The organism is Microvirga terricola (assembly GCF_011777495.1).
In the GTDB taxonomy this organism is placed as follows: domain Bacteria; phylum Pseudomonadota; class Alphaproteobacteria; order Rhizobiales; family Beijerinckiaceae; genus Microvirga; species Microvirga terricola.
Genome location: NZ_JAATJS010000008.1, coordinates 63,520 through 85,324, shown reverse-complemented (window position 1 = coordinate 85,324; position 21,805 = coordinate 63,520). Strand labels below are relative to the sequence as shown.

Here is a 21,805-nt window from a genome sequence, read left to right as displayed (position 1 = left end):
GAGGCTGCCACCTGGGGCAGCGCAACTTCATCCGGATCAAGGATCAAATATCATGAAGTCTCTCGTAACGCGTTTCGTGAAAGACGAGTCCGGCGCAACCGCCATCGAATACGGCCTCATCGCTGGTCTCATTTCGGTGGTGATCATTGCGGCGCTCGGAGCGGCCGGCACCAGTCTCGATGGCATCTTTACCAAGGTTAGCGATAAGCTTAAAGAAGCCGCCAAGTAGGATATATGCTTGCCCTCGAAGCGGACAGGCAGCAATTCTGTCCGCTTCGTTCTCGCCGATAAAATAACCGAGTTAGGTCATGGCCGCCGCCATTATCGCGAAGTACATTGCAAGCCTGTGCTTCGTTGTCGCCATCATATGGGCGGGTGCAGCCGATCTCGTGACGATGCAGATCCGCAATCGGTTGATCCTTTTTCTGCTCACGAGTTACGCGGTTTTCGCCCCGCTCTCAGGCGTAGGTTGGAGCGAGATCGGTTGGGCCGTTACGAGCGCTGGCGGCATTTTGCTCTTCATGTTTGTTCTGTTCGGTTTCGGTTGGGTCGGTGGCGGCGATGCCAAGCTCGCGGCCGTTGTTGCATTATGGCTTGGAGCAGATCATACGCTTGCCTATGTTCTCCATACCGCGCTGTTTGGCGGAATCTTCACAATCCTCATTCTTCAGTTTCGTTTAACGGTTCTACCCGTACAATGCCTTACCGTGCCTTGGATCATGCGGTTGCATGCACCGGGGGGCGGAGTGCCCTACGGAGTCGCGATTGCAGCCGCGGCGCTTTTTGTCTTTCCGGCAACGCATTGGATGCAAACCCTGGCCTGATGCGACTTCGCTGGGAAGTTCCTTCCTGATCAAGGACGGGGGTTTTCAACCATGCTTCGCGTCATCATTCTCGTGATCGCAATCGGGGCCGGTGGAATGGCTGCGTGGCTCGTGCTCTCCACGCGGTCGCGTGAGACTGTCGTGGTTGCTCCAACTCCCCCCGCACAGACCGCGGATGTGTTGGTCTCGGCGGCGGATCTGGCCCAAGGGCAGGCGCTCGATCAGAAGAGTCTGCGTTGGCAGGCCTGGCCCAAAGACGCCGTTAGTCCTGGTTTCATTACGCGTGATGCCAAGCCGGACGCGCTGACCGCCCTCAATGGCGTGCTCGTGCGAAGCCATTTCATTGCCGGCGAGCCGATCCGAGAGGAGAAGCTTTTACGTGGCCCCTCCGGCATGCTCGCCTCCATGCTGCCGGCAGGTAAGCGAGCTGTGGCAATCCGCGTCTCTGCAGAAAGTACGGCAGGCGGATTCATCCTTCCCAACGATCGTGTCGATGTGATCCAGAGCATCTCCAGCGGGGGAGATGGGAAAGCCGAGCATCGAAGCCGGATACTTCTTAAAAATCTCCGTGTGCTGGCGGTTGATCAGAAGGCTGAAGAAACGAAGGGCCAGTTGGTCGTCGTGGGCAAGACGGCGACCCTGGAAGTAAGCCCGATGGAAGCGGAGACAATCTCCGCAGCCCAGGCCGCCGGTACTCTTTCTCTCGCTCTACGCTCAATCGCAGATTCGGATGAAAAGCCAATGGCTTCAACGGAGAGCGGCGTCAGGGTCAGGATCTTCCGGGCCGGGAAGAGCGAAGAAGTCCAGGTCCGGAGTGAAGGCACGATTATTCAATGATGCGCATGGCATGAGTGAGCATAGATGACCAACTTTGGATCAACGATGCGATCAGAGCCCGTCGACCTGGATCCGATTTCGGTGCAATCGGCTGAGCGGCACGAGGTGCAGGCTCTCGCTGATAATCCGGATCGTCGCGGGGCCTTGCGGATCCCGTACATTAGCATCCACGCCTTCTGCGACAGCCCCGATGTCGCTGATGTCATCAGGAGCGCCGCCTCTGATCGACTGATGGCGCGCGCTCAGGTCACCCTTCGGGAGGGCGGGATTGCGGCAGCCGTCTCACTCTACCATCAGGAGCCGACGCCCCAGCTCATCATCATTGAGAGCCGGGCGGCACCCGAGGCCTTTCTTGCCGATATCGACCGGCTGGCCGAAGTCTGTGATACCGGTACCAAAGTGGTCGTGATCGGGCACGCGAACGATGTGCGTTTTTATCGTGAGTTGATGGGGCGGCGCGTCAGCGATTATGTGCTTGCGCCCGTCGATCCCGTTTCCCTCATCGCGGCCATCTCGGGAGTCTACGGTGAGTTTGCTGCTGAAAAGCTTGGGCAGTCACTCGCCTTCGTGGGCGCCAAGGGCGGTGTTGGATCCTCCACTATCGCGCATAACGTGGGATGGACAATCGCGCGCGACCTCAGCGCCAACGTTGTTCTCGCAGACATGGATCTGGCATTCGGCACGGCGAGTCTCGATTTCAGGCTCGACGCTGGGCAGGGTGTTGCAGAGGCCATTGAAGATGTGGGGCGCCTGGACGAGGTTCTGCTCGACCGTCTACTCGCCAAATGCGGCGATCATTTCAGCCTGCTACGCGCGCCTGGCACCCTCGACAGGTGTTATGACCTCGCGGCGAATGCCGTCGATCCGCTGATCGAGGTCGCCCAATCGAGCGTACCGTTCCTGATCCTGGACATGCCGCATGTCTGGAACGCTTGGGCGAGAAACGCTTTGGTCGGTGCTGATGAAATTATCATCACTGCCGTTCCCGATCTGGCCAACCTTCGAAATGCCAAGAGCCTAATCACCTTTCTAAGGCAAGCTCGTCCCCATGATCCGCCGCCCAGACTCATTTTGAACCAAGTTGGCGTGGCAAAGCGGCCGGAGATCAAGCCCGCGGAATTTGCCAAGGCTGTTCAACTTGAACTACTCGCCTGCATCCCCTTTGAACCGCACCTCTTTGGGACAGCCTCCAATGAAGGTCAGATGGTAGCGGAGGTGTCCGCGAAGGCACATGCGTCCAAGATATTCGCTGAAATCGCCGGCGGGATCGTTGCGCAAAAGCCGAGCCGTCGCAAAGGGCCATTCAACCTCGGCTCAATGATCAGAAAGATGAAGTTCGGCTCGAAGGCGGCGTGAGAAACGGTTGCTGCAAAAGGACAGGAAACTCCCAGCATGTTTGGCAAAAGAGGCCCGTCGAGTGACAGTTCGAGTAACATCGCGGTCCTCCAGCGGCGAGAAAGCACCGAAGCATCAGATCGAACTCCGGTAGAAGGCAGGAGGGATCCACTTCCGCCAAAAGGGCGCGTGCGCCCGGTGGACTCGTCAACGGCGGCATCCAGGCCGCCGGATGCCACCGCGGTTCGTCCGCAAGCGGCGAAGTCTGATGAATATTATCTGCTCAAGGGGCAGGTTTTTGCGGCCCTGATTGAAGCCATCGACGTTTCGCAGCTGACGAAAATGGATGCTATCGAGGCGCGCGATGCAATCGGAGAGATTGTTGCTGATATTGTGAATGCGCGCAAGATTGTCATGTCAGTCTCCGAGCAGGCGGATCTCCTCCAGGACATCTGCAACGACGTTCTCGGTTATGGACCTCTCGAACCGCTGCTCGCCCGCGATGACATCGCTGACATTATGGTCAACGGCGCAGATACAGTTTACATCGAAGTCGGCGGAAAAGTGCAGCGGACCGACATCCAATTTCGTGACAATGCGCAGCTGCTCCACATCTGTCAGCGCATCGTGAGCCAGGTTGGTCGTCGTGTCGACGAATCCAGCCCAATCTGCGACGCGCGTCTCGGCGACGGATCGCGCGTGAATGTCATCGCCTTTCCGTTGGCAATCGATGGGCCAACCCTGACGATCCGAAAATTCAAGAAGGACAAGCTCACGCTTGATCAGCTTGTCAAATTCGGCGCCATCTCGCCGGAAGGAGCGCAGATCCTTCAAATCATCGGGCGCGTCCGTTGTAATGTCCTTATCTCGGGCGGCACAGGTTCAGGCAAGACGACGCTATTGAACTGCCTCACCGCTTATATCGAGCCGTCCGAGCGCGTAATCACATGCGAGGACGCAGCGGAACTTCAGTTGCAGCAGCCGCACGTCGTTCGATTGGAGACGCGCCCGCCCAATATCGAGGGTGAAGGCCAGGTCACAATGCGTGACCTCGTCAGGAACTGCCTGCGCATGCGCCCCGAGCGCATCATCGTCGGCGAGGTGCGCGGCCCTGAGGCCTTTGATTTGCTCCAGGCGATGAATACCGGCCATGATGGCTCGATGGGAACCCTTCATGCGAACTCCCCTCGAGAAGCACTCTCCCGCCTGGAATCCATGATTACGATGGGTGGCTACACGCTGCCGTCGAAGACGATCCGCGAGATGATTGTGTCCTCTATCGATGTCATCATTCAAGCGGCGCGTTTGAGGGATGGTTCGCGTCGGATCACGCACATTACCGAAGTGCTTGGTCTTGAAGGGGATATTATTACCACGCAGGACCTCTTTGTATACGATCTCGAGGGCGAGGACCCACAGGGCAACATCATTGGACGGCATCGTTCTACCGGAGTTGGCCGACCCAAGTTTTGGGATCGCGCCCGCTATTACAGCGAGGAGAAGCGCCTCGCCGCGGCACTCGATGCTGCCGAGAGGGTGGCGGAGTGATGCCTTCATTCGCGCAAGTTGGAGCGACGCTATCACCGGAGCTTATCTCCGTAGTCGCTGCAGTGCTTGCCGCGCTCTGTGTTGGCGGCATTGTCGTTTCTTTACTTTACGCCCGAACCGGGCGGCGCTCGGAGAGTGGCAGGCGGCTTGCCGCGGTTGCAGGGTGGGATGAGCCGGCCAGTCGCGCTAGTGGCGCCGATGAGGGAGCCCGGAAACGCTCGATCGAAGCGACGCTGAGAAATCTCGAAGAGCAGCAGAAGGCTAAAAAAGGGGTGAAGCCATCACTCGCAATTCGCATGCGGCAAGCCGGCTTGAACTGGAGCAAGCGGACTTACCTCGTTGTCTGCCTCGTTGCCGGTGTTATTTCATGGTTGATTGCTCTTGTCATTTTCGGTGTTAGTCCTTTGCCCGCTTTGGGTTTCGGTCTCGCCGGTGGACTTTTGTTGCCTCATTTTTACGTCACTAAGAAACGCGCTGACCGCTTCAAGGCTTTCACGGCCGAGTTCCCGAATGCGGTCGATGTGATCGTGCGCGGTGTCAAAGCGGGTTTGCCTCTTCTTGACTGCCTCAGGATCATCGCAGCAGAAGCAAAAGAGCCGGTTCGGAGCGAGATCAGAGTGATCCTGGACGATCAGACCTTGGGGGTGCCAATGGACCAAGCTGTGCAACGGCTTCCTGAACGTATTCCAGTCGCGGAAGCCAATTTCTTCGCCATCGTCATCTCGCTGCAGAGCCGTTCGGGAGGCAACCTTTCAGAGGCTCTTGGAAATCTCTCCAAGGTCCTGCGAGAGCGAAAAAAAATGGCAAGCAGGATTCGAGCGATGAGCTCTGAGGCAAAGGCCTCTGCCGGCATCATAGGATCGCTGCCGGTGGTCGTCACCTGCCTGTTGTACCTTTCCGCCCCGGGCTACATCTCGCTGTTGTTCACGACCCTTGTCGGCAAACTGGTTCTTGCTGCGTGTGCCGTATGGATGGGCTTCGGCATATTGATGATGCGCAAGATGATCAACTTTGATTTCTGAGGATCGGGATGGATATCGCTTTGGTCACCGCGAATGCGGACATGCTCATCGCGTTATCGGCCGCGATTGCGGTTATCGCTGCCGTGCTCGTGGTATCCTGGCCGTATTTTGTTCGCGACCACCTCACCGATCGGATGGCTCAAGTCACCAGCGAAAGTGAACGCATTCGGGTGCGTGAGCGTAGCCGTTTAAACGGCAAGGAAAGACAGATATCTCTCAGGAGCGAACCGAAGCGGATCTACAAGCTTGTCGTTGATCATCTCAGTCTCTCGGCAACGGAGGATAGCGAGACGGTCAAGATGCTGCGGATGGCTGGGTATCGCGGCGAGGGGCCGATTGTGACCTATCTCGCTGTTCGACAGCTCGCGCCGGTCGGAATGGCTATTCTGATGGTCTTGTATGTTTTCATCATCCTGCACCTTGAGTACCCGCTTTTCGTAAAGCTGGCGATTGTCATGGCCGGAGCCGGGCTTGGCTACTATGCTCCACCGCTGTATGTGAAGAACAAGATCACGAAACGACAGATCTCGATCCGCAGATCATGGCCGGACGCGCTTGATCTCTTGCTCATTAGCGTTGAAAGCGGGATGGGCATCGAAGGTGCCCTTCGTAAGGTTTCTGCAGAAATTGGTTCTCAATCCGTAGAGCTTGCGGAAGAGTTGGGCTTAACCACGGCCGAGCTGTCGTACCTGCAAGATCGTCGCAAAGCGTATGAGAATCTCGCTGAGCGCACGGGGCTCGACGGCGTCAAAGGTGTCGTCACGAGCCTCATTCAAGCAGAAAAATATGGAACTGCGCTCGGCCAAGCGCTTCGCGTTCAAGCACAAGAAAACCGGGATATGAGAATGAGCGAGGCGGAGAAGAAAGCTGCTGCGTTGCCACCGAAGCTCACCGTGCCGATGATCGTGTTCTTCCTGCCCGTCCTGTTCGCCGTTATTCTTACGCCGGCGATCATCCAGATCATGAAGCTCTAGAACAGGCGTGAGGACCCGTTAGGAGCGCCCGTGGTCGGCGATATTCACGACCAGTCTCTCTAGGGGAAACATGCGGACGCGGATAGCGGAATCGATGCTTGATAGATCAGCACATTCAACTGATAGGTCACAGTCGCGCTGACCGATGCGCCGCAGACTGCGGCTTTGTCGTGTGTGAATACTGGAATGGGGGCCGGGGCAAAATAGTAGGTCGTGACGTCGGGACACTTCGTCGAGATCGCATCGCAGCGCGCGGCCTTCTCCACGGAATAATTGAGGCTTGCTACGGTAAGTCCAAGCAGAGACAACTGGAATATGCCGAGGATGAGCGCAAGGAAAGCTGGCGCAACCAGAGCGAACTCGATCGCAGTCGCGCCTCGCTCGTCGTCCCGCACCTTTTTTGCCCAACCTTCTCTCATGTCTTAGAGTAACCGCATGTGGGTTGTTTTGGTGATCGTTCCGTCGAAGAAACGTCCCACCGTAAAGTCAAGAAACAGTGGCTGGTACGCGTAGGTGACACCAACCTTGATGTAATCTCCCGGTTGACCGGCTTGAGCACCTGCAATCGTATTGCAGTTGGAAGGCTTGCTTCCGAGAGGAATTCCACCGTCCGGTATCAAAGCGTTGGCATTATTGAGACAGTAATAGGCCTCTGAGGGAGAGTTTTCCTGCAGCATGACATCGTCGCCGAGCGTCGTGCTCCTGATCGCTCTGACAACTGCAGCGCCCAGTCCCGGACACTTGGTCGTCGCTGGCAGCTCCTTGGTGGGGTCGCATGCTTTCCACGCCGATTGCGCGCCGATCTGCGCAGCATTCTGCACTTGCATCGCGATATAGGCATAACGAGCCAACTCGATACCGTTCAGCAAGAGAACGCACAAAATGCCAGCGACCAGGGCGAACTCGATTCCAGCCACGCCGCGATTGTCGCTCCAGAGAGAACGAGAGCGCTGGCTGAACTTGCGATTGCGGTTGTCGCGCCCGGCCGGAATGAGCTTCATGATCTTCAGCCTACATGCGCCATCGTGGAGCGTCACATTTAGAGGACCAGTGCTCCGCGTCCCGTCGGCGCGGTGCCGGTGGGCAGGTCAACACCTGCTTCGGCGCAACCTCCATGCGCCATAATCGCGCCGGTCCCGTTGATGGTCAGGTTGTCTACGACGAGGCCGAAGCATGACTTGCCGTCGCTGGACTTGTCGACCACGCCGCTCAGCGTCACGCTTGAGTGTGGCAGGTAGACCATCCCGGTGATCTTCCAGGTGGGGGTATTCCCTGCTTCGGTGATGTTGACGCCGGTGGTTAGGTTCGGGTCCTGATAGATGGCGATACCTTTCCAAGGCCCGGTAGTTGGTGCCGCGAAGTCAAGGGTGCCGTCTCCGGTCGGAGTGTGGGTGTACCCAGCTGCGTTTGTCCCGGTGAAGACGATCGTGAGAGCGGAGTTGGCATCGGTGCGCAACGTGCGGCCGTTCGGCTTCTTGCCGGTATAGAGCTGCCCGTTCCAGATCACGAGGACGGCGCCCTGAGGCGGTGTATGGATCGTAACATCACTTCCGAGCACCAAGTCGCCGCATACGTTGTAGGGACCAGACCCAAGTGTGACAGTCCCGTGCCACGTGTTCGCGGCTGGGAAATTTGGACTTCCCATCTTACTATACATGCCTCCGCAGGGATCGGGAGGAATGTTCGACCTCAATCCGGCGTACGGATCGGCCAGCGGAGGCACATTTGATCGCTGGACAACCCCGCAACCTTCATTCTTGCCCGCGGCGTCGCCGTAGTCTGCGCCCAGGTTGTTACCGTTACAGCGGGCGCCTGCATTCGACATGATACTGCACCCGGCCAAGTCGGCTTTCGGCGCGCCATTCGACCCGAATGCGATACCTTCCGTCCCGAGCGCCAGAACGCAATACTCCCGCGGCATTAAATCGAGACGCGCAACAGCGGTCGCACTGAGTTTTGTTTGCGGTGGGCCATTGCCGACAACCTCGCCCTTATAGCCAGCCACCTGAGACAGAAACAGCGGCACATAACCCGTAATCGTGGCGCTGTAACAATTGGCCCCGCCGGCTGGGCACGACGCCGTATTCGACGCCACTACCGAGATATTGTTCACGCCGTCCACAAAGCCGTATTTAGCTGCGGCCGCCTTGGCCTCTGCCTTGTAATTCCCGGTCCCGTTCGTCGCCGCGGCGATTACTGCGGAATCGGCGGCATTTTGCATGGAACGCTGGGTAAGGTACCAATAGGAGGCTTCCACCCCCAGCCCGGTAGCTCCGATCAAAGCGGGGAGTGCGAGGGCGGTGAGTACCGCGACGTTACCGCTCTGGTTGGTTGCGAAGCGGCCTAAGCGTGCCCGAACCGCCGCATACACGGCTCTGAATGGGACGAAAGCGAGCGACTTCATGTTGCTGCCCCCTATAACCCGTAATCGTTGTTGCAGCTCTGTTTTCTGCTGCGCCAACGCGCCCTTTACCCGCCTGGTAACGCCCCTGGTGTCGACATAGAGGTCCCCAGTCGAGCTAAAGCAGCGCAGAAATATCGAACCTCGATTTTAGTGAAGCGAGGCCATAAGGCAATTCGGCCGAATGGCCTAGCTGGCATCTAGCGCCGGAAGTGGGGAGTGCCGATCGGCGCGGCCGGCAATGGACGGGCAACACGCGGAGCGTGCACGGGGGGGAGCAGAGGACGGTGGAACCGTAACCTTGGACGGAGCTGCTGGGCGGGAAAGGGAAACGTGTCGTAGTAAGGTGAGATATCCGATTGCGCAGGCGCGGCTTGGTTGATGACGAAGTTGGCTGGCGGTGAGGGCCGAACGATGACTGGCGTCGCCGGCGGCGGGAACGGACGCCATACGCGAACGCCGTTATAACTATCGACCTGAAAGCCGCCTCTGACTTCTGTCCCCGGATTAATACCGTCAGTCGCCTCTTGAGCAAGGGCCGGCCCGGTCAGGACAAGAAAGCCGATGATCGCCGCACGCATGGCGTCCGCCTCTTGCAGGTTAGGAACCTCACTAATGATTGGCGAAAGCGTCATTAATGAGGTGGCGACCCGCACTTCCCAACGAGTGCTGATCGAGGGGTATCAGCGCGGCAAAACTTGGTCTCGATTCTAAATAATTGCCTGCGCCCCGCCAGGCCGCTCGTAAGCCTTTGTTAACCATATTTAACCATAACAGGAACTGCTGACCGAAACTGGACAGCGTCCCTTGGAGGCGACATGGCTAGTTCGAGAACGTTGGTGCTGGCAGCGGCTATCGCCGTGCTTGTTCTCGGAAATGCGTCCTTAACGACGTCCGGCACCAACCTTATCGCCCCCGCGTTCGCCCAGGGCAGTTCCGCTCCTCGGGCGAAGCTCATGCATATCCGGGTGCCTGTGAATAAATCCCAGGCGCTTCGTCTCGAATACGCCTTTACGGACGTTCTAGTTGGCTCTGCAGAAATCGCGGATGTTATTCCCCTAAGCGACCAAAGCCTCTACATTCTTGGCAAGAAGACTGGCACGACGAATATTTCCGTACTCGATGACTCAAAGCGCATCATTGGCGTCATCGATGTCGAAATAGGCCCAGACACGGGAAGTGTCGCGGAGAAACTAGCGGCTGGCGCCGGTTCAAGCGGAATTCGGGTCCGGAGCAGCGGCGATCAATTGATCCTTGAAGGAACGGCTGCAGATGCGCCGACGGTCGATCGGGCGGTGGAGATCGCCAGAGCGAATTCCCCGGGTGGCGTCATCAACGCGACCCGCGTGGCCTCGCCGCAGCAGGTGATGCTGAAGGTTCGCTTCGTCGAGGTTAATCGCGGCGCCGGCCGCGAGTTCGGAATCCGGTATGATTATCGCGGCAAGACGCGCGCGGCATCGGTTGGGCATGGCGGCCCTGTGCAAGACAGCTCGGGGTCAGGCGGCTCCGGCTCCGGACAAGGCGCTGGCCTCATACTGGACAGCCTTCTTGGTTCGGCAGCGCCATTCGCGACAATCTTGGCACGCTTCGCCAACAATTCGCGCATGCTCGATCTGACCATTGACGCGCTGGAGTCAAAGGGACTGGTCCGCCGCCTCGCCGAGCCCAATCTTGTTGCCATGTCGGGTGACAGCGCCGAGTTCCGTGCCGGCGGCGAGATCCCGATCCCGATAGCCACCACGACGTCGGGAGGCGTACCGACCATCACTGTCACCTATAAGGAATTCGGCGTGAAGCTGAACTTCACACCGACGGTCCTATCCAATGGCCTGATCAACTTGAAGCTCGAGCCGGAGGTCAGCGACATCGATCCGACCGTGTCGGTCAAAACGGGTGGAATTGAAATTCCGGGCCTCACCGTGCGCCGCGCGAAAACGACGGTCGAGCTTCGCGACGGGCAGAGCTTCGCGCTGGCCGGCCTGCTGCAGAACGTCACTGAGCGCAATATCGAACAGTTCCCGTGGCTGGGCTCCCTTCCGGTTCTCGGGGCGTTGTTCCGCAGCACGGAGTTCATATCCCGCGAGACGGAGCTTGTGGTCATCGTGACGCCGCATCTCGTCAAGCCCGCGCGACCTGGCGACAGGATCGCCACCCCGCTCGACTCGACCCTGCCCGCGAACGACCTCGACCTGTTCCTGGTTGGCCAGACCGAGGTCGCAAAGCCGCGCGATCCTTCCACCGCATCGCCGGCTCAACAATGGATCTCGGCGAATGGAACGGTCATCGCAGGACCCTACGGCCATATCCTGGAACCGGACGCCCCGGCGCCCGCCGTGCAGCGTGTGAATGTCAAGAAGCCTCCGGCGCGCGCGGCGGTGCCGGTGAGCGTCAAAAACTGACGGGGAGGGTAGCGATGGTAAGCCTCGGTTCCATGGTTCGAGCGGCGCTCGTTTCCGTGATCGCCAGCCAGGTGATCGGATGCGCCGAATATGTCGACCGCAAGAACACGATCGCGTTCAGCGCCGGCAATGCGGTGCAGACCAACATCGTGACGCATGTCATTGATCCATGGCCTGCAAGCTCCCGCAACACGGCTATCGCGTTCGACGGTCAACGGATGCAGCGCGCCGTTGAGAATTATCGCTGCGGGAAAGGCAGCGCCAGGGGCAATGACGACGGTGGGGAGGGCGCGGCTTCCCAAGCTCAAGGGGGGCAAGGTGTCTGTTAATCGCCGTTCCGGAAACTTGTGGGGTTCGGTGAGCTCATCTGGTGACCATAACGCGCGTGACTGTCACTAAGTTCTCGAGGTAGGCGAATGATGAAACGCTCTGTCAAGCTTGCCTTCCTGGCTGGAACGTTGATGCTCGCAGGCTGTCAGTCGACGGGTTGGTCAGGCGGGTTCGGTGTCGTCGCGGCGACGGAAGAACAATACGTCAGCACCGACCAGCCGCAGCGACTGGGGCGGGAGCATTTCGCACGTGGCAATTACGCCCTTGCCGAGCGATATTTTCTATCGGCAGTCGAGCAGGCGCCCGCCGATGGTGTCTCTTGGATAGGACTTGCTGCGAGTTACGATCAACTCGGTCGATTTGATCTCGCAGATCGGGCGTACGACCAAGCCGCCAAAATCAATGGAAAGACCCCGCAGCTATTAAACAACCACGGGTACTCCTACTTGCTGCGGGGTGATGCGAATCGGGCAAACGCCTTGTTTCGACAGGCCCTTGCCGCGAGTCCTGAGGATGCGATCATTAACAACAACATCGCGATCCTGACGCGAGCGCAAACGATCCCTTGAGGGCGCAATGTTGAGCGGAGTGGAAGGCGCGGGAACGGCTGCCTCAGAGACTCATCGCCTGACGCGTGAGACCGTGCGGCTTTTCAGGTCGGTGATCCAGGGCACTCCGGTTAATCGATAAAGACGATTCCAGCGTCTTTGCCATTGGACCACATCACTCGGGCGCGAACGACAGAGCCCCGCCTTGGAATGTCAAGTTCGAATTCCGACGGGAGCTGAGTAAGATGAGCGAATGTGATTCGCGCTCCAGACTCGGAGATATCCCTGACGGTACAGTCGATAACCGAGCAACGATTGTTGAAGATGACGCGGCCGTCGAGCAAAGTGCGCCCGCGCTTCGAACGTCGCTTCTCCGCCTGTGCTTCCATGGTTCACCCAGGACGTCAAATCGTAAAACTCGAACGGCTACTTGGACGTTAGGTGTCTATTCGCGGATTTTCAATAGATTATTGACCACGGAACGCGGGGTAGGGCGCAAAATTTTCGCCTGGAGACCTCGGAAGTTTTGAAGGGAATTGGCGCGGCGCCGGCAACCTGATCTTGCGCCTCACGTATCGCAGATGATCGCTACGATACACCACTTCAAAAGCGATACGATATAATATAATATTGACATCGTTTCGCACGAAGCCAGTTCCCATCATAGGAAACGAATCATGGCGACCCAATACCTAGTCGTTCAGCTTGCTCTGAAGAAATCTTTAACGTTGTCGAGGGTACAGTGCGGCAACTGCGAGCCAATAACGGTGTTTCGCGGGCCCGCGAGCAAGCTGACGAAGGGTAGTGGCGTCGAAATGCTGCAAGTTGTGCAACGATTTGCAGGCTCCGCCGTAACTGAGCAAAATCGACCTCTGGTCGGGGAGGTTCCCAGTGGCAAACACTGAACGTACCGCGCTCATCGCCGACATCGACGTCTATTTTCGGATGGCCATCAGCACCCTGCTGACCCGCGAACTTGGCTTCTCCGACGTAGTGGAAGTCCGTTCCCTTGACGATGCGAAGGACCATCTTCTTGAGCGCGATGATGTCTCCATTGCCATCCTGGATCTCTCCATCCCAGGATTGAAAGCCGCGATGGGGCTTCGGGCGCTCCGAGCCTCTTTCCCAGAGACGAAAGTGGCTGTCGCATCGACCTCAAACTCCAAGCGCAGCATCATTTCGGCTCTTGAGTCCGGCGTGCATGGATATCTGCCGAAGAATTTGAATGTCCCGGAACTGACCGCGGCGCTCAACCTTATCCTTGACGGGGGGATTTATGTGCCACCGTCGTTGGCCGATGTGGCACAGGTTCCAGAAACGATCATGGGTCGGTCTGGCCAGTATTCGGCTCGAAGCCAGCTCACCCCGCGTCAAATGGATGTTCTCGAACTGTTGGTTCAAGGAAAGCCAAACAAAGAGATCGCGTCGGCTCTCAATCTCGGGAACGGAACGGTGAAAATTCACCTCGCGGCGATATTCCGCTACTTTGGCGTGAGCAATCGTGCTGCGGCCGCGATCGCCAGCGCGCGTCTCCGCGAGCCTTCCCCTTTTTAGACGGCTTGCCCATGAGAGGGTTTTCACGCGTTAAAGGCGAAAGAAGCGGATCCGCCTTCGCGTGACTGTCTCAGCGTTCTGGTTCTTATTTTCTGCCTTTGGGTCGTTTCCCCTCCGCAGCCAGACTTCTCTGCAAAGCATCCATGATGTTGATGACATTATTCGCCTGTGGCTCGGCGGCCCTTCGGGGCTTTGATGGGCGCTTTCCTTTCTTCTTCGATGCAATAAGCGAGAGAAGCTGTTCCTGAACAGGGTCTTTTGCCATGTCGGCGGTCCAAGCGCTTGTCCGCTCGTCGATCAGAGCCGACACCAGTGACATGACTTTGGTATCGACTGTCCGCGCTTTGATGGGCCCGAAGTAAAGATCGGGGTCACGCACCTCGTCGCCGAAGCGTAGAGTCCAGAGAACAATACCACGCTCACGTGGTTCCAACATGACCGCCCGCTCCCGCCGATACAGAACGAGTCGTGAGATACCGACCACCTCGGTCGCCTCCATCGCATCACGGATGACGGAGAAGGCCTCCTCTCCAACAGGATCGTCAGGCACGAGGTAATGGGGCCGGTCATACCAAACCGATCCGATCGCATCCTTCGGGACGAACATCTCGATATCGATGGTTCGGGTGCTCTCCAGCGCGACCGATTCCAACTCGGTATCTTCCAGGATGACGTACTCGCCTTCGCCGGTTTGGTAGCCTTTGACCTGATCGTCTTTGTCAACGGGTTGGCTGGTCCCGGAGTCGACGTAGATACTCTCGACCCGGTGTCCCGTTGAACGGTTCAGAGTGTGAAACCGGACCTTCTCGCTTTCGGTAATAGCCGGGACCATAGCAACCGGACAGGTCACAAGAGAGAGCTTCAGGTAACCCTTCCAGAAGGAGCGGGGGGCCATGAGTTGATCCTCGGTTCACGCCGCTTTCGACATGAACTTTAACGAGGGCTCTAAGCCGACGGTTCCACTGCCAAGTTGTAATGAAAGCTCGGCAGGGCCGTACGCCGACCCGCGGTCGAACGTCTCGCTTAGACCGCCGCGCGAGCTGGCTTCGCCTTTCTCCTGAGAATGTCGCGGTCCGGCGCTTCTGCCGTCGAATCCCGCATGATGAGGCGGCAAGCCAATTCGGTTCGCCGAATAAGTCGTTGCCCTTGCATCGCCAGCTCGATGAGCATTTCTACTGCGGTCTCACCCAACTCGCGGGCAGGGATATGTATCGTGGTAAGACGCGGCTTGAGGAGGTCCGAGATCGGCAGGTCGTCGATACCCAGAACCGACACATCCTGCGGACAGAGGATATTGCGCGAAGACAAAGCCGAAAGGGCGCCGAGAGCGAGACTGTCCGCGGCGCAAAGCAGGGCGGTAGCGTTCAGCGTCTTGCCGTCGAGCCGCTCCCCGATCGCTCTTTCAGCGCATTCCGGTGTCCAGTCGTCCACCTTGATCACAAGATCCTGCGAGGGAGCTACTATGCCATGCTCCTGCAGCGCATCCGCCCAGCCTTCCAGGCGCCGTTGAATCGTCACGCGTCCGGGCTTCATGACGAAGGCAATGCGTCGATGGCCGAGCCGAACGAGATAGTCGCAGGCAAGCCGGGAGGCAGAGCGATTGCACGGGCTGATGCTTGAGATCCGCATTGAGGGATCGTCGCCATTGATAAGGACTGCCGCTTTGCCGCTGGCGCTCACGCGCTCGAAGATCAGAGGATCGTCGACAGTGAGAAGAAGAACCCCCCTGACGCCTTTGTCCGCCAACACATCATCAAGGGCGGAATACTGATCATCTGTGTCTTGTAGCGGAATCAGCGAGATCTCGGTGTCATGCGCTGCTGCGGCCGATTTCAGTCCCTCCAGAACATGCCATGTAAATTGCGAGCGGCTGTAATCGGTCATTGCCGCCGGACTTGCAAAGACCGCAATGCGACCACCCGAGAGGGACGTCGGCATCGGATATCGTGCTGCTTTGGCGGCATCGATAATCCTTTCGCGGACGTCTTCCCGAACGCCTTTGTGTCCGGCGAGGGCGCGGGAAACGGTGCTGATCGACACGTCGCAGGCGCGGGCGATGTCGCTCAGGCGGCTGCGGCCAAGCGACGGCCGCGGGGACTTGGACGAGTTCGTGCTCATGATCCTCTTATGCAAAAAATTTTCATGTTGCGCAAATATTTCGGATCGTGAAAATTCTTTCATAAGAAGAGAACATATGCCGGGGAGGCATCGCATGCTCGAGCGGGGAAGACTCGTTCGCCAACTCGACCGCTTGGTCGAGGGAATGGTCGCTTTGCGCCATGACGGCACTTTTCACGAGCCCAATCTCGACGGCACCCCCGGGGACTACATCAGCTTTGACGGTTGGGAATGGCCGCAGGGCGTCGGGCTCTACGGACTGGCCCGATACTGGGAGTTTACGGGCGCCGACCGGCACCGTGCGCTGGTTGAAGACTGGTATGAGCGCCAGCTGGCGCGCAAATTGCCCCCTCCCAACGTCAATACCACGGCTCCTATGCTGGCTTTGTCGGTCCTGTGGGACCGCACGCGCGATAAGCGATGGCACAAGCCTCTAGAGGAGTGGGCCGATCTGGTCATGAAAGATTTGCCGCGGACGGAAGAGCAGGGCTTTCAGCATATTGTCTCGGACAGCATCAATCCCGGCGAACTCTGGGACGACACGCTGTTCATGGTCGCCCTGTTTCTCGCAAATTACGGACGCGCTGCCCGCAGGTCCGAACTTGTCAGTGAATCGATCCGGCAGTTCCTTCTGCACGTTCACTATCTGACGGATACCGAGACCGGCCTTTGGTTCCATGGCTGGACTTTCGAAGGGCGGCACAACTTTGCGCGGGCCCGTTGGGCGCGCGGCAATGCCTGGGTGACCGCAGGCTTGCTGGATTTCATCGAGCTCGGAGGCATTGAAGGGGGTATCAAGGATTTTCTCCTTGGCTGCCTGCGCAGTCAGACTACGGCTCTCTTGCGCTACCAGCACAAGAGTGGAGCCTGGCACACCCTCGTCGATGACCCGACTTCCTATCTCGAAACATCGGCGACGGCCGGTTTCGGCTATGGCCTCCTGAAAGGAGCCCGGCTCGGTGTTTTGGGAGAGGACGCGCGCGCGGCCGGCATGAGGGCGCTGGAATACGTGCTCGCCAATATCGATGAGCATGGCACGGTGCAGAATGTGTCTTATGGCACGCGCATGGGCCACGATCTGCAATTCTATCGCGACATTCCCATCCAACCGACCGCTTACGGCCAGGCGCTTGCAATTCTCCTCCTCGCCGAAGCGGTTCGACACACCGACGCGTTTCAGCTGGAGGCCGCCCAATGATCGAGGTTCTTTACGGTGCGGGGCCGGAAAAAATTTCCGGCATGTCCACGGAGGAGCTTCGCTCGACGTTTCTGATCGAAAAGATCTTCCCGGACGATGCAGTGCGCCTTGTCTATACGCACGTCGACCGCATGATTTTGGGTGGCTGCCGGCCGGTCAAGAAGTCGGTTGAGTTCGGTGAGGGGGCCGCAATCGGCACGCCATATCTTCTGTCGTATCGCGAAATGGGTATTGCCAATCTTGGCGGCCCTGGCCGTGTCGATGTGGATGGTCAATCGTTTGAGCTTAATAACCGCGATGTCCTTTATGTGGGGCGCAGCGCACAAAAGTTAAAGCTCTCGAGTCGGGATCCGGAAAACCCTGCCCGCTTCTATATGAACTCCGTCCCTTCGCAGGTCGATTATCCGCATCGCCTCATCACGCGAGCCGAGTCGAAATTGCTTGAGCTCGGTGCGGAGAAGAATTCCAACAAGCGCACATTACGCATGTACATCCATCCGGAAGTTGCGCCGTCCGCGCTTCTGCTCATGGGGATCACCGATCTCGCCCAGGGCAGCGCCTGGAATACGATGCCGCCGCATCTGCACGAGCGCCGGATGGAGGCCTATGTCTACTTCGATTTATCTCCGGAAGATCGTGTGATTCATCTGATGGGGCGGCCGGACGAGACGCGCCATCTGATCGTTGCTGACGGGGATGCCGTTCTCTCTCCGGCGTGGTCGATCCATATGGGTGCCGGTACGGGGCCTTATGCTTTCGTCTGGGGCATGACTGGCGAGAACCAGGAATACACTGACGTTGATCCCGTTCCCGTCAGGACGCTGCGCTAAAGAGGGCTGCTCATCATGAACAACAACATGTATCTGACGGTCCCTCTGAAGTCCGGCGATGCTGTCGGCCATTGGCAGATCGGTGACGTGCATGAGGAGCGCTATGATGTTCCTGACCGCACGATGGAAGGCAAGATGGACGCCTTCTTCTTCCTCACGAAGGATCGGAACTTCATTCCGCATCAATATCCCTGCCGCACGGATTTTATTGCCGCGTTTCGCGGAAAAACGCCGGCGCCTGTCACCTCATTCGAGGCCAAGCGCGTGTGGTTTCCCTTTGGCAGCCCCCGCGTCGATCTCTCCGGTTTTTGGTTTCGCGCGACTCGGGTTGAATGCTGGGCGCGAACGACGCTTGAAAGCGCGCAGGCTCAAACCGCGCGCTTCCGCTTCTCGACATGCGGCGGAGCGTTTCTCGAGGTGAATGGCAAGCGGATCGCCGAGCTGACCCGCTACCAACGCAACTTCGAAGAGAGCGCGGTCGTTGAGGTTCCGCTCCAGGCCGGCCGCAATGAAATCCGCGTCTGGTTCGCGGATCTCTGCGAGCGCGACGCTCGTTACTACTTCAGCCTCGAACTGGTGCAGGGGCAAGGCCTCTCGGTCGGGTTGCCCACGCCAATCGAAGGGGAGCGCGCCGCCGCTGTCGAGCACATGCTCGAGGGGATGCGGTTCGAGAAGCCGTTTTATAGCAGCGGCGAAGTCGTCGTTGTGTTCGATCAGCCTGCAAGTCAGACGCTTGATGTCCACGTGGACGTGCGTGGCGACTTCATGTCGACCGAGGGCAACGTCGAACTCGTCAAGCGGCTTCCGGCCGGACAGACACGGATTTCACTGGCCGGAACCAAGGATTTGCCCGCCGACTTTCGGCACTTCGATGTGACACTGAGAGACGGACCGTTCACGGCGACCCGTGTTCTCGGCGTTGAAATCTGCCACCTGGATGATGCGCCAGCGCCAACCTCCGATCTCAAAGCCCGCGCCCATATCGCTCTCGATCACGTGGCGGAGAAGGGTGAGCGCGATATGGTCGCCGCCCTTGCGCGGCTCGCGCTTGATCGAGGAGGGGAAGAGACGGACCGCATTATCGATTCCTGCCTTCCGATCGTCGGCGATTGCCATGACTGCGCCGACTTCTTGTTGGTGCCGCTTCTCTGGTGCCGTATCGCTTGGCCTGATCGCATCTCGCCTCAAACGCGAGCCCGCATGGATGATGTCATTCTCCGGTTCCGATATTGGATGGACGAGCCGGGCAACGATGTGATGTGGTATTTCAGCGAGAACCACGCGCTGCTCTTTCACACGGCCTGTCATCTGGCCGGAACGCTCTTTCCCGAAGAGACCTTCAAGCGCTCCGGCCGCAAAGGGCGTGAGCAAGCGGAGATCGGTCGTCAGCGATTGCTGGAATGGCTCACGCATTTCGAAGCGTGTGAGATGGCCGAGTGGAACTCGGCGCCCTATTTCCCCATCGATCTCAAAGGCCTCTGCGCGCTCTACGCGCTTTCTCCGGATGCGGCGATCCGCGAGCGTTCGGGAGCGGCCATCCGCCGTCTCGTTGAGATCATCGCCTTGTCGAGCCATCACGGCTTGATGACCGCTTCTCAGGGGCGCAGCTATGAGCATACGCTCCGCCCTGGGCGAACCCTTGAATTGTCGGGCATCTCGTATCTCGCCTTCGGCAAGGGTTGGCTCGGCCGCCGATTCCACGCACTCCCTCAGCTTGCTTTGTGCTTCGCAGAAAAGGGGTTGGAGATCGACCCGCGCCTTGCAGCAATTGCCGACTACAAGGGCGATGACGCCTACGAGTGGCGCTACAAGCAGGGCGAAAACGGGATCGCCTCTCTTTATCACTTCAAGACGAAAAGCTACGCTCTCGGAAGCATCGCCGCCTATCGCGCAGGCGAGTGGGGTTATCAGGAGACGATGCTCCACCTGCGCCTCGGCGACAAACCGGAGGCACAAATCTGGATCAATCATCCGGGCGAGGTGATTCACAGCGGCTACGGACGGCCTTCCTATTGGGGCGGCTGCGGCACTGTTCCTTGGGTCCAACAATACCGATCGCTCGCCGTGGTGGATTTCAAAGCACACGGATCGCAACCAAACTTCACCCATGCTTGGTTGCCAGAATCCGAAATGGATGAGGTCATCTATGACGGAAACCGCATTCTCGTTCGCTCGGGCGATGGTCTCTGTCTCTTGATCGCCAGCGGTCCCATTGAGCGGGTTATCACGGGGCCGACGGCGGGATGTGAGATCCGTCTTCCGGGCCATGAGGGCCGGTGGGTCGTCCGTCTCTCGGACGTTGCGACCGAAGGCAGCCTGAAGGCCTTCGGTGAACGCTTTGCCGGTTTTTCGATTTCTGAAGCCGATGGAACAATCACACTAAATGATCCCGATTTCGGCGCCGTTGTCTGCAATGCCGACGCAACCGTTCGGGTTGGGACTGAAACGATCGACCCGAAGCATTGGACGTTGTCCGGGGACCTTCGCTCTTTTCCGGAGGGCACGCGCGTCGTGCTGCCCTCCCAAGATCAATGGCGGGAAAAAGAACTCAAAACCGCCTGAGCCAGAGATTCATCATGGGAGGAAAATGATGAAAAGCTTCAAGACGTTAATGCTCAGTGCCTTGGCGCTGACGTTTACCGCTTCCACTTCTCTCGCCGCCACGGAGGTCCGCATCATGTGGTACTCCGACGGCAATGAAGGCGAAGTTCTGGAGGACATGGTGAAGCGCTTTGAGGCGCAGAACCCGGACATCAAGGTCGTCGTCGATAATGTGGCCTTCGGTGTCATCAAGGACCAGCTTCCCGTGCAGCTCGAGGCTGGCCGTGGTCCAGATATCGTCCGCGTCGTGGAATTGAAGTCCCAAGCCAAGCACTGGCTGGATCTCCGTTCGCACTTGAAGGATGCTGCAATCTTCGAGAAAAATTTCAGCAACACGCTCGATTGGATGCGCGAAGACGGCAGCAATGCTCTTCCCGGCTTCATGACCCAGCTCACGATCACTGGGCCGCTGGTCAATACGACTCTGTTCGAGCAGGCAGGTGTTCCCGTTCCGGGTGAGAAGGCGTCGTGGGATGAGTGGGCGGCGGCTGCGCGCAAGGTGGCGCAGAACCAGAAGGTTCCGATCGCGCTCGCCTTCGACCGCTCCGGTCATCGCTTCATGGGCCCGGCCATTTCGATGGGCGCGAAGGTGATCGGCGCCGATGGCAAGCCGGCCGTCGTCGATGACGGCTTCAAGGCGATGGCGCAGGGCATTGCCGATTGGCACAAGGACGGCACCATGCCCCGCGAGATCTGGGGTGGCGTTGCAGGCACCACCTACAAGGGGGCCAATGATGAGTTCGTGAACGGCCAGGTCGCTGTTTACTTCTCGGGCTCCTGGCAGGTTGCGCAGTTTTCGCAGAAGATTGGCGACAAGTTCGATTGGTCGGCGGGGACTGAGCCTTGCGGACCCGCTGCCTGCACGGGCATGCCCGGCGGCGCGGGACTAGTCGCAGTGAAGTACACGCAGCATCCGAAGGAAGTTGCGCGTGTGATAGAGTATCTGGCGAGCGAGCCGGTGGTGCGCGAATTCTCTGAGCGCACGCTCTTCCTCCCCGCGCACCTGGGCGTTGCTGCAAAAGGCGTCGATTTCAAATCGAAGGACCCGAATGTGAAGAAGTCGCTCGATATCTTCCTGAAAGCGACGCAGTCAGCCTCACCGATCGCGCTCAAGATGCAGAGCTACAAGTGGTCCGGTGCGATCTACGCTTCCGTCATCAGCCGCCTTGGACAGGTCGTGGCCCGTGAGGCACAGTTGGCGGATGCGTACGCACGCATCGAAGACGACATCAAGCAGAAGGTCGCAGAGGCCTCTCGCTAAAGCTTTCGCCGGCATTCCCTCAAAT

The 21,805-nt window shown here is 58.5% G+C and carries 21 protein-coding genes; 15 read left to right on the top strand and 6 right to left on the bottom strand.

Annotated features, from left to right (window positions below; all coding sequences use genetic code 11):
- Window positions 1-52: 52 nt before the first annotated feature.
- The 7 genes from HB375_RS17470 to HB375_RS17440 all read left to right on the top strand — a co-directional run bounded on the left by HB375_RS17470 (window position 53) and on the right by HB375_RS17440 (window position 6,540).
- A complete protein-coding gene (locus HB375_RS17470; protein WP_167674379.1) occupies window positions 53-229 on the top strand; it encodes a Flp family type IVb pilin in 177 nt (58 codons plus the stop codon).
- 79 nt (window positions 230-308) lie between these two features.
- Window positions 309-824 (top strand): A24 family peptidase, encoded by a 516-nt coding sequence (locus HB375_RS17465; RefSeq protein ID WP_167674378.1) that lies wholly within the window; start codon window positions 309-311, stop codon window positions 822-824.
- A gap of 51 nt (window positions 825-875) precedes the next feature.
- Window positions 876-1,661 carry a Flp pilus assembly protein CpaB gene (gene cpaB / locus HB375_RS17460; RefSeq protein WP_167674377.1) on the top strand — a complete coding sequence of 262 codons (786 nt, stop codon included), beginning with the start codon at window positions 876-878 and terminating at the stop codon, window positions 1,659-1,661.
- A 24-nt stretch (window positions 1,662-1,685) separates the two neighbouring features.
- Window positions 1,686-3,017 (top strand): CpaE/TadZ family protein, encoded by a 1,332-nt coding sequence (locus HB375_RS17455; RefSeq protein ID WP_246728576.1) that lies wholly within the window; start codon window positions 1,686-1,688, stop codon window positions 3,015-3,017.
- A gap of 168 nt (window positions 3,018-3,185) precedes the next feature.
- Window positions 3,186-4,544 (top strand): TadA family conjugal transfer-associated ATPase, encoded by a 1,359-nt coding sequence (locus tag HB375_RS17450; RefSeq protein ID WP_425515194.1) that lies wholly within the window; start codon window positions 3,186-3,188, stop codon window positions 4,542-4,544.
- Window positions 4,544-5,566 carry a type II secretion system F family protein gene (locus tag HB375_RS17445; protein ID WP_167674424.1) on the top strand — a complete coding sequence of 341 codons (1,023 nt, stop codon included), beginning with the start codon at window positions 4,544-4,546 and terminating at the stop codon, window positions 5,564-5,566. Before HB375_RS17450 ends, HB375_RS17445 begins: the two co-directional genes overlap by 1 nt.
- A gap of 8 nt (window positions 5,567-5,574) precedes the next feature.
- Window positions 5,575-6,540 (top strand): type II secretion system F family protein, encoded by a 966-nt coding sequence (locus HB375_RS17440; protein ID WP_167674375.1) that lies wholly within the window; start codon window positions 5,575-5,577, stop codon window positions 6,538-6,540.
- 59 nt (window positions 6,541-6,599) lie between these two features.
- Here the strand turns inward: HB375_RS17440 and HB375_RS17435 are convergent, their stop codons facing one another.
- Genes HB375_RS17435 through HB375_RS17425 form a run of 3 tightly spaced genes read right to left on the bottom strand, consistent with a single transcriptional unit; the run spans window position 6,600 to window position 8,944 of the window.
- Window positions 6,600-6,959 carry a TadE/TadG family type IV pilus assembly protein gene (locus HB375_RS17435; RefSeq protein WP_167674374.1) on the bottom strand — a complete coding sequence of 120 codons (360 nt, stop codon included), beginning with the start codon at window positions 6,957-6,959 and terminating at the stop codon, window positions 6,600-6,602.
- Window positions 6,960-6,962: 3 nt separating this feature from the next.
- On the bottom strand, window positions 6,963-7,541 hold the full coding sequence (locus HB375_RS17430; protein WP_167674373.1) for a TadE/TadG family type IV pilus assembly protein: 579 nt from the start codon (window positions 7,539-7,541) through the stop codon (window positions 6,963-6,965).
- Between the two features lie 38 nt (window positions 7,542-7,579).
- Complete coding sequence (locus tag HB375_RS17425; RefSeq protein ID WP_167674372.1) at window positions 7,580-8,944, bottom strand: pilus assembly protein TadG-related protein; 1,365 nt, start codon at window positions 8,942-8,944, stop codon at window positions 7,580-7,582.
- Between the two features lie 815 nt (window positions 8,945-9,759).
- Between HB375_RS17425 and HB375_RS17420 the strand changes: the two genes are divergently transcribed.
- The 3 genes from HB375_RS17420 (at window position 9,760) to HB375_RS17410 (ending at window position 12,239) form a co-directional block, all read left to right on the top strand.
- Window positions 9,760-11,340, top strand: coding sequence for a type II and III secretion system protein family protein (locus tag HB375_RS17420; protein WP_167674371.1), 1,581 nt, complete (start codon window positions 9,760-9,762; stop codon window positions 11,338-11,340).
- Between the two features lie 14 nt (window positions 11,341-11,354).
- Window positions 11,355-11,669: a pilus assembly protein gene (locus HB375_RS17415; RefSeq protein ID WP_167674370.1), complete on the top strand. Its 315-nt coding sequence runs from the start codon at window positions 11,355-11,357 to the stop codon at window positions 11,667-11,669.
- 87 nt (window positions 11,670-11,756) lie between these two features.
- A complete protein-coding gene (locus tag HB375_RS17410; RefSeq protein WP_246728575.1) occupies window positions 11,757-12,239 on the top strand; it encodes a tetratricopeptide repeat protein in 483 nt (160 codons plus the stop codon).
- Window positions 12,240-12,349: 110 nt separating this feature from the next.
- On the opposite strand, the gene HB375_RS18615 is transcribed toward HB375_RS17410, so the two are convergent.
- Window positions 12,350-12,607 (bottom strand): PilZ domain-containing protein, encoded by a 258-nt coding sequence (locus HB375_RS18615; protein WP_167674369.1) that lies wholly within the window; start codon window positions 12,605-12,607, stop codon window positions 12,350-12,352.
- Between the two features lie 502 nt (window positions 12,608-13,109).
- Between HB375_RS18615 and HB375_RS17400 the strand changes: the two genes are divergently transcribed.
- The gene (locus tag HB375_RS17400) at window positions 13,110-13,772 is read left to right on the top strand and encodes a LuxR C-terminal-related transcriptional regulator (RefSeq protein WP_343232437.1); all 663 of its coding nucleotides are present in this window, start codon (window positions 13,110-13,112) and stop codon (window positions 13,770-13,772) included.
- 85 nt (window positions 13,773-13,857) lie between these two features.
- Here the strand turns inward: HB375_RS17400 and ku are convergent, their stop codons facing one another.
- Both ku and HB375_RS17390 read right to left on the bottom strand, forming a co-directional pair.
- Complete coding sequence (gene ku, locus HB375_RS17395; RefSeq protein WP_167674368.1) at window positions 13,858-14,667, bottom strand: non-homologous end joining protein Ku; 810 nt, start codon at window positions 14,665-14,667, stop codon at window positions 13,858-13,860.
- A 128-nt stretch (window positions 14,668-14,795) separates the two neighbouring features.
- A complete protein-coding gene (locus HB375_RS17390; protein ID WP_246728574.1) occupies window positions 14,796-15,986 on the bottom strand; it encodes a LacI family DNA-binding transcriptional regulator in 1,191 nt (396 codons plus the stop codon).
- Between HB375_RS17390 and bglB the strand changes: the two genes are divergently transcribed.
- Genes bglB through HB375_RS17370 form a run of 4 tightly spaced genes read left to right on the top strand, consistent with a single transcriptional unit; the run spans window position 15,985 to window position 21,780 of the window.
- Entirely contained in the window at window positions 15,985-17,088 is a 1,104-nt protein-coding gene (bglB, locus tag HB375_RS17385) for a beta-galactosidase BglB (RefSeq protein ID WP_167674365.1), read from the top strand. The two genes, HB375_RS17390 and bglB, sit on opposite strands and share 2 nt — an antisense overlap.
- Window positions 17,085-17,918: a 5-dehydro-4-deoxy-D-glucuronate isomerase gene (gene kduI, locus HB375_RS17380; RefSeq protein ID WP_167674362.1), complete on the top strand. Its 834-nt coding sequence runs from the start codon at window positions 17,085-17,087 to the stop codon at window positions 17,916-17,918. The genes bglB and kduI overlap by 4 nt, the downstream gene beginning before the upstream one ends.
- A gap of 15 nt (window positions 17,919-17,933) precedes the next feature.
- Window positions 17,934-20,480, top strand: coding sequence for a hypothetical protein (locus HB375_RS17375; RefSeq protein ID WP_205800255.1), 2,547 nt, complete (start codon window positions 17,934-17,936; stop codon window positions 20,478-20,480).
- A gap of 28 nt (window positions 20,481-20,508) precedes the next feature.
- Window positions 20,509-21,780: an ABC transporter substrate-binding protein gene (locus tag HB375_RS17370; protein WP_167674360.1), complete on the top strand. Its 1,272-nt coding sequence runs from the start codon at window positions 20,509-20,511 to the stop codon at window positions 21,778-21,780.
- Window positions 21,781-21,805 lie beyond the last annotated feature (25 nt).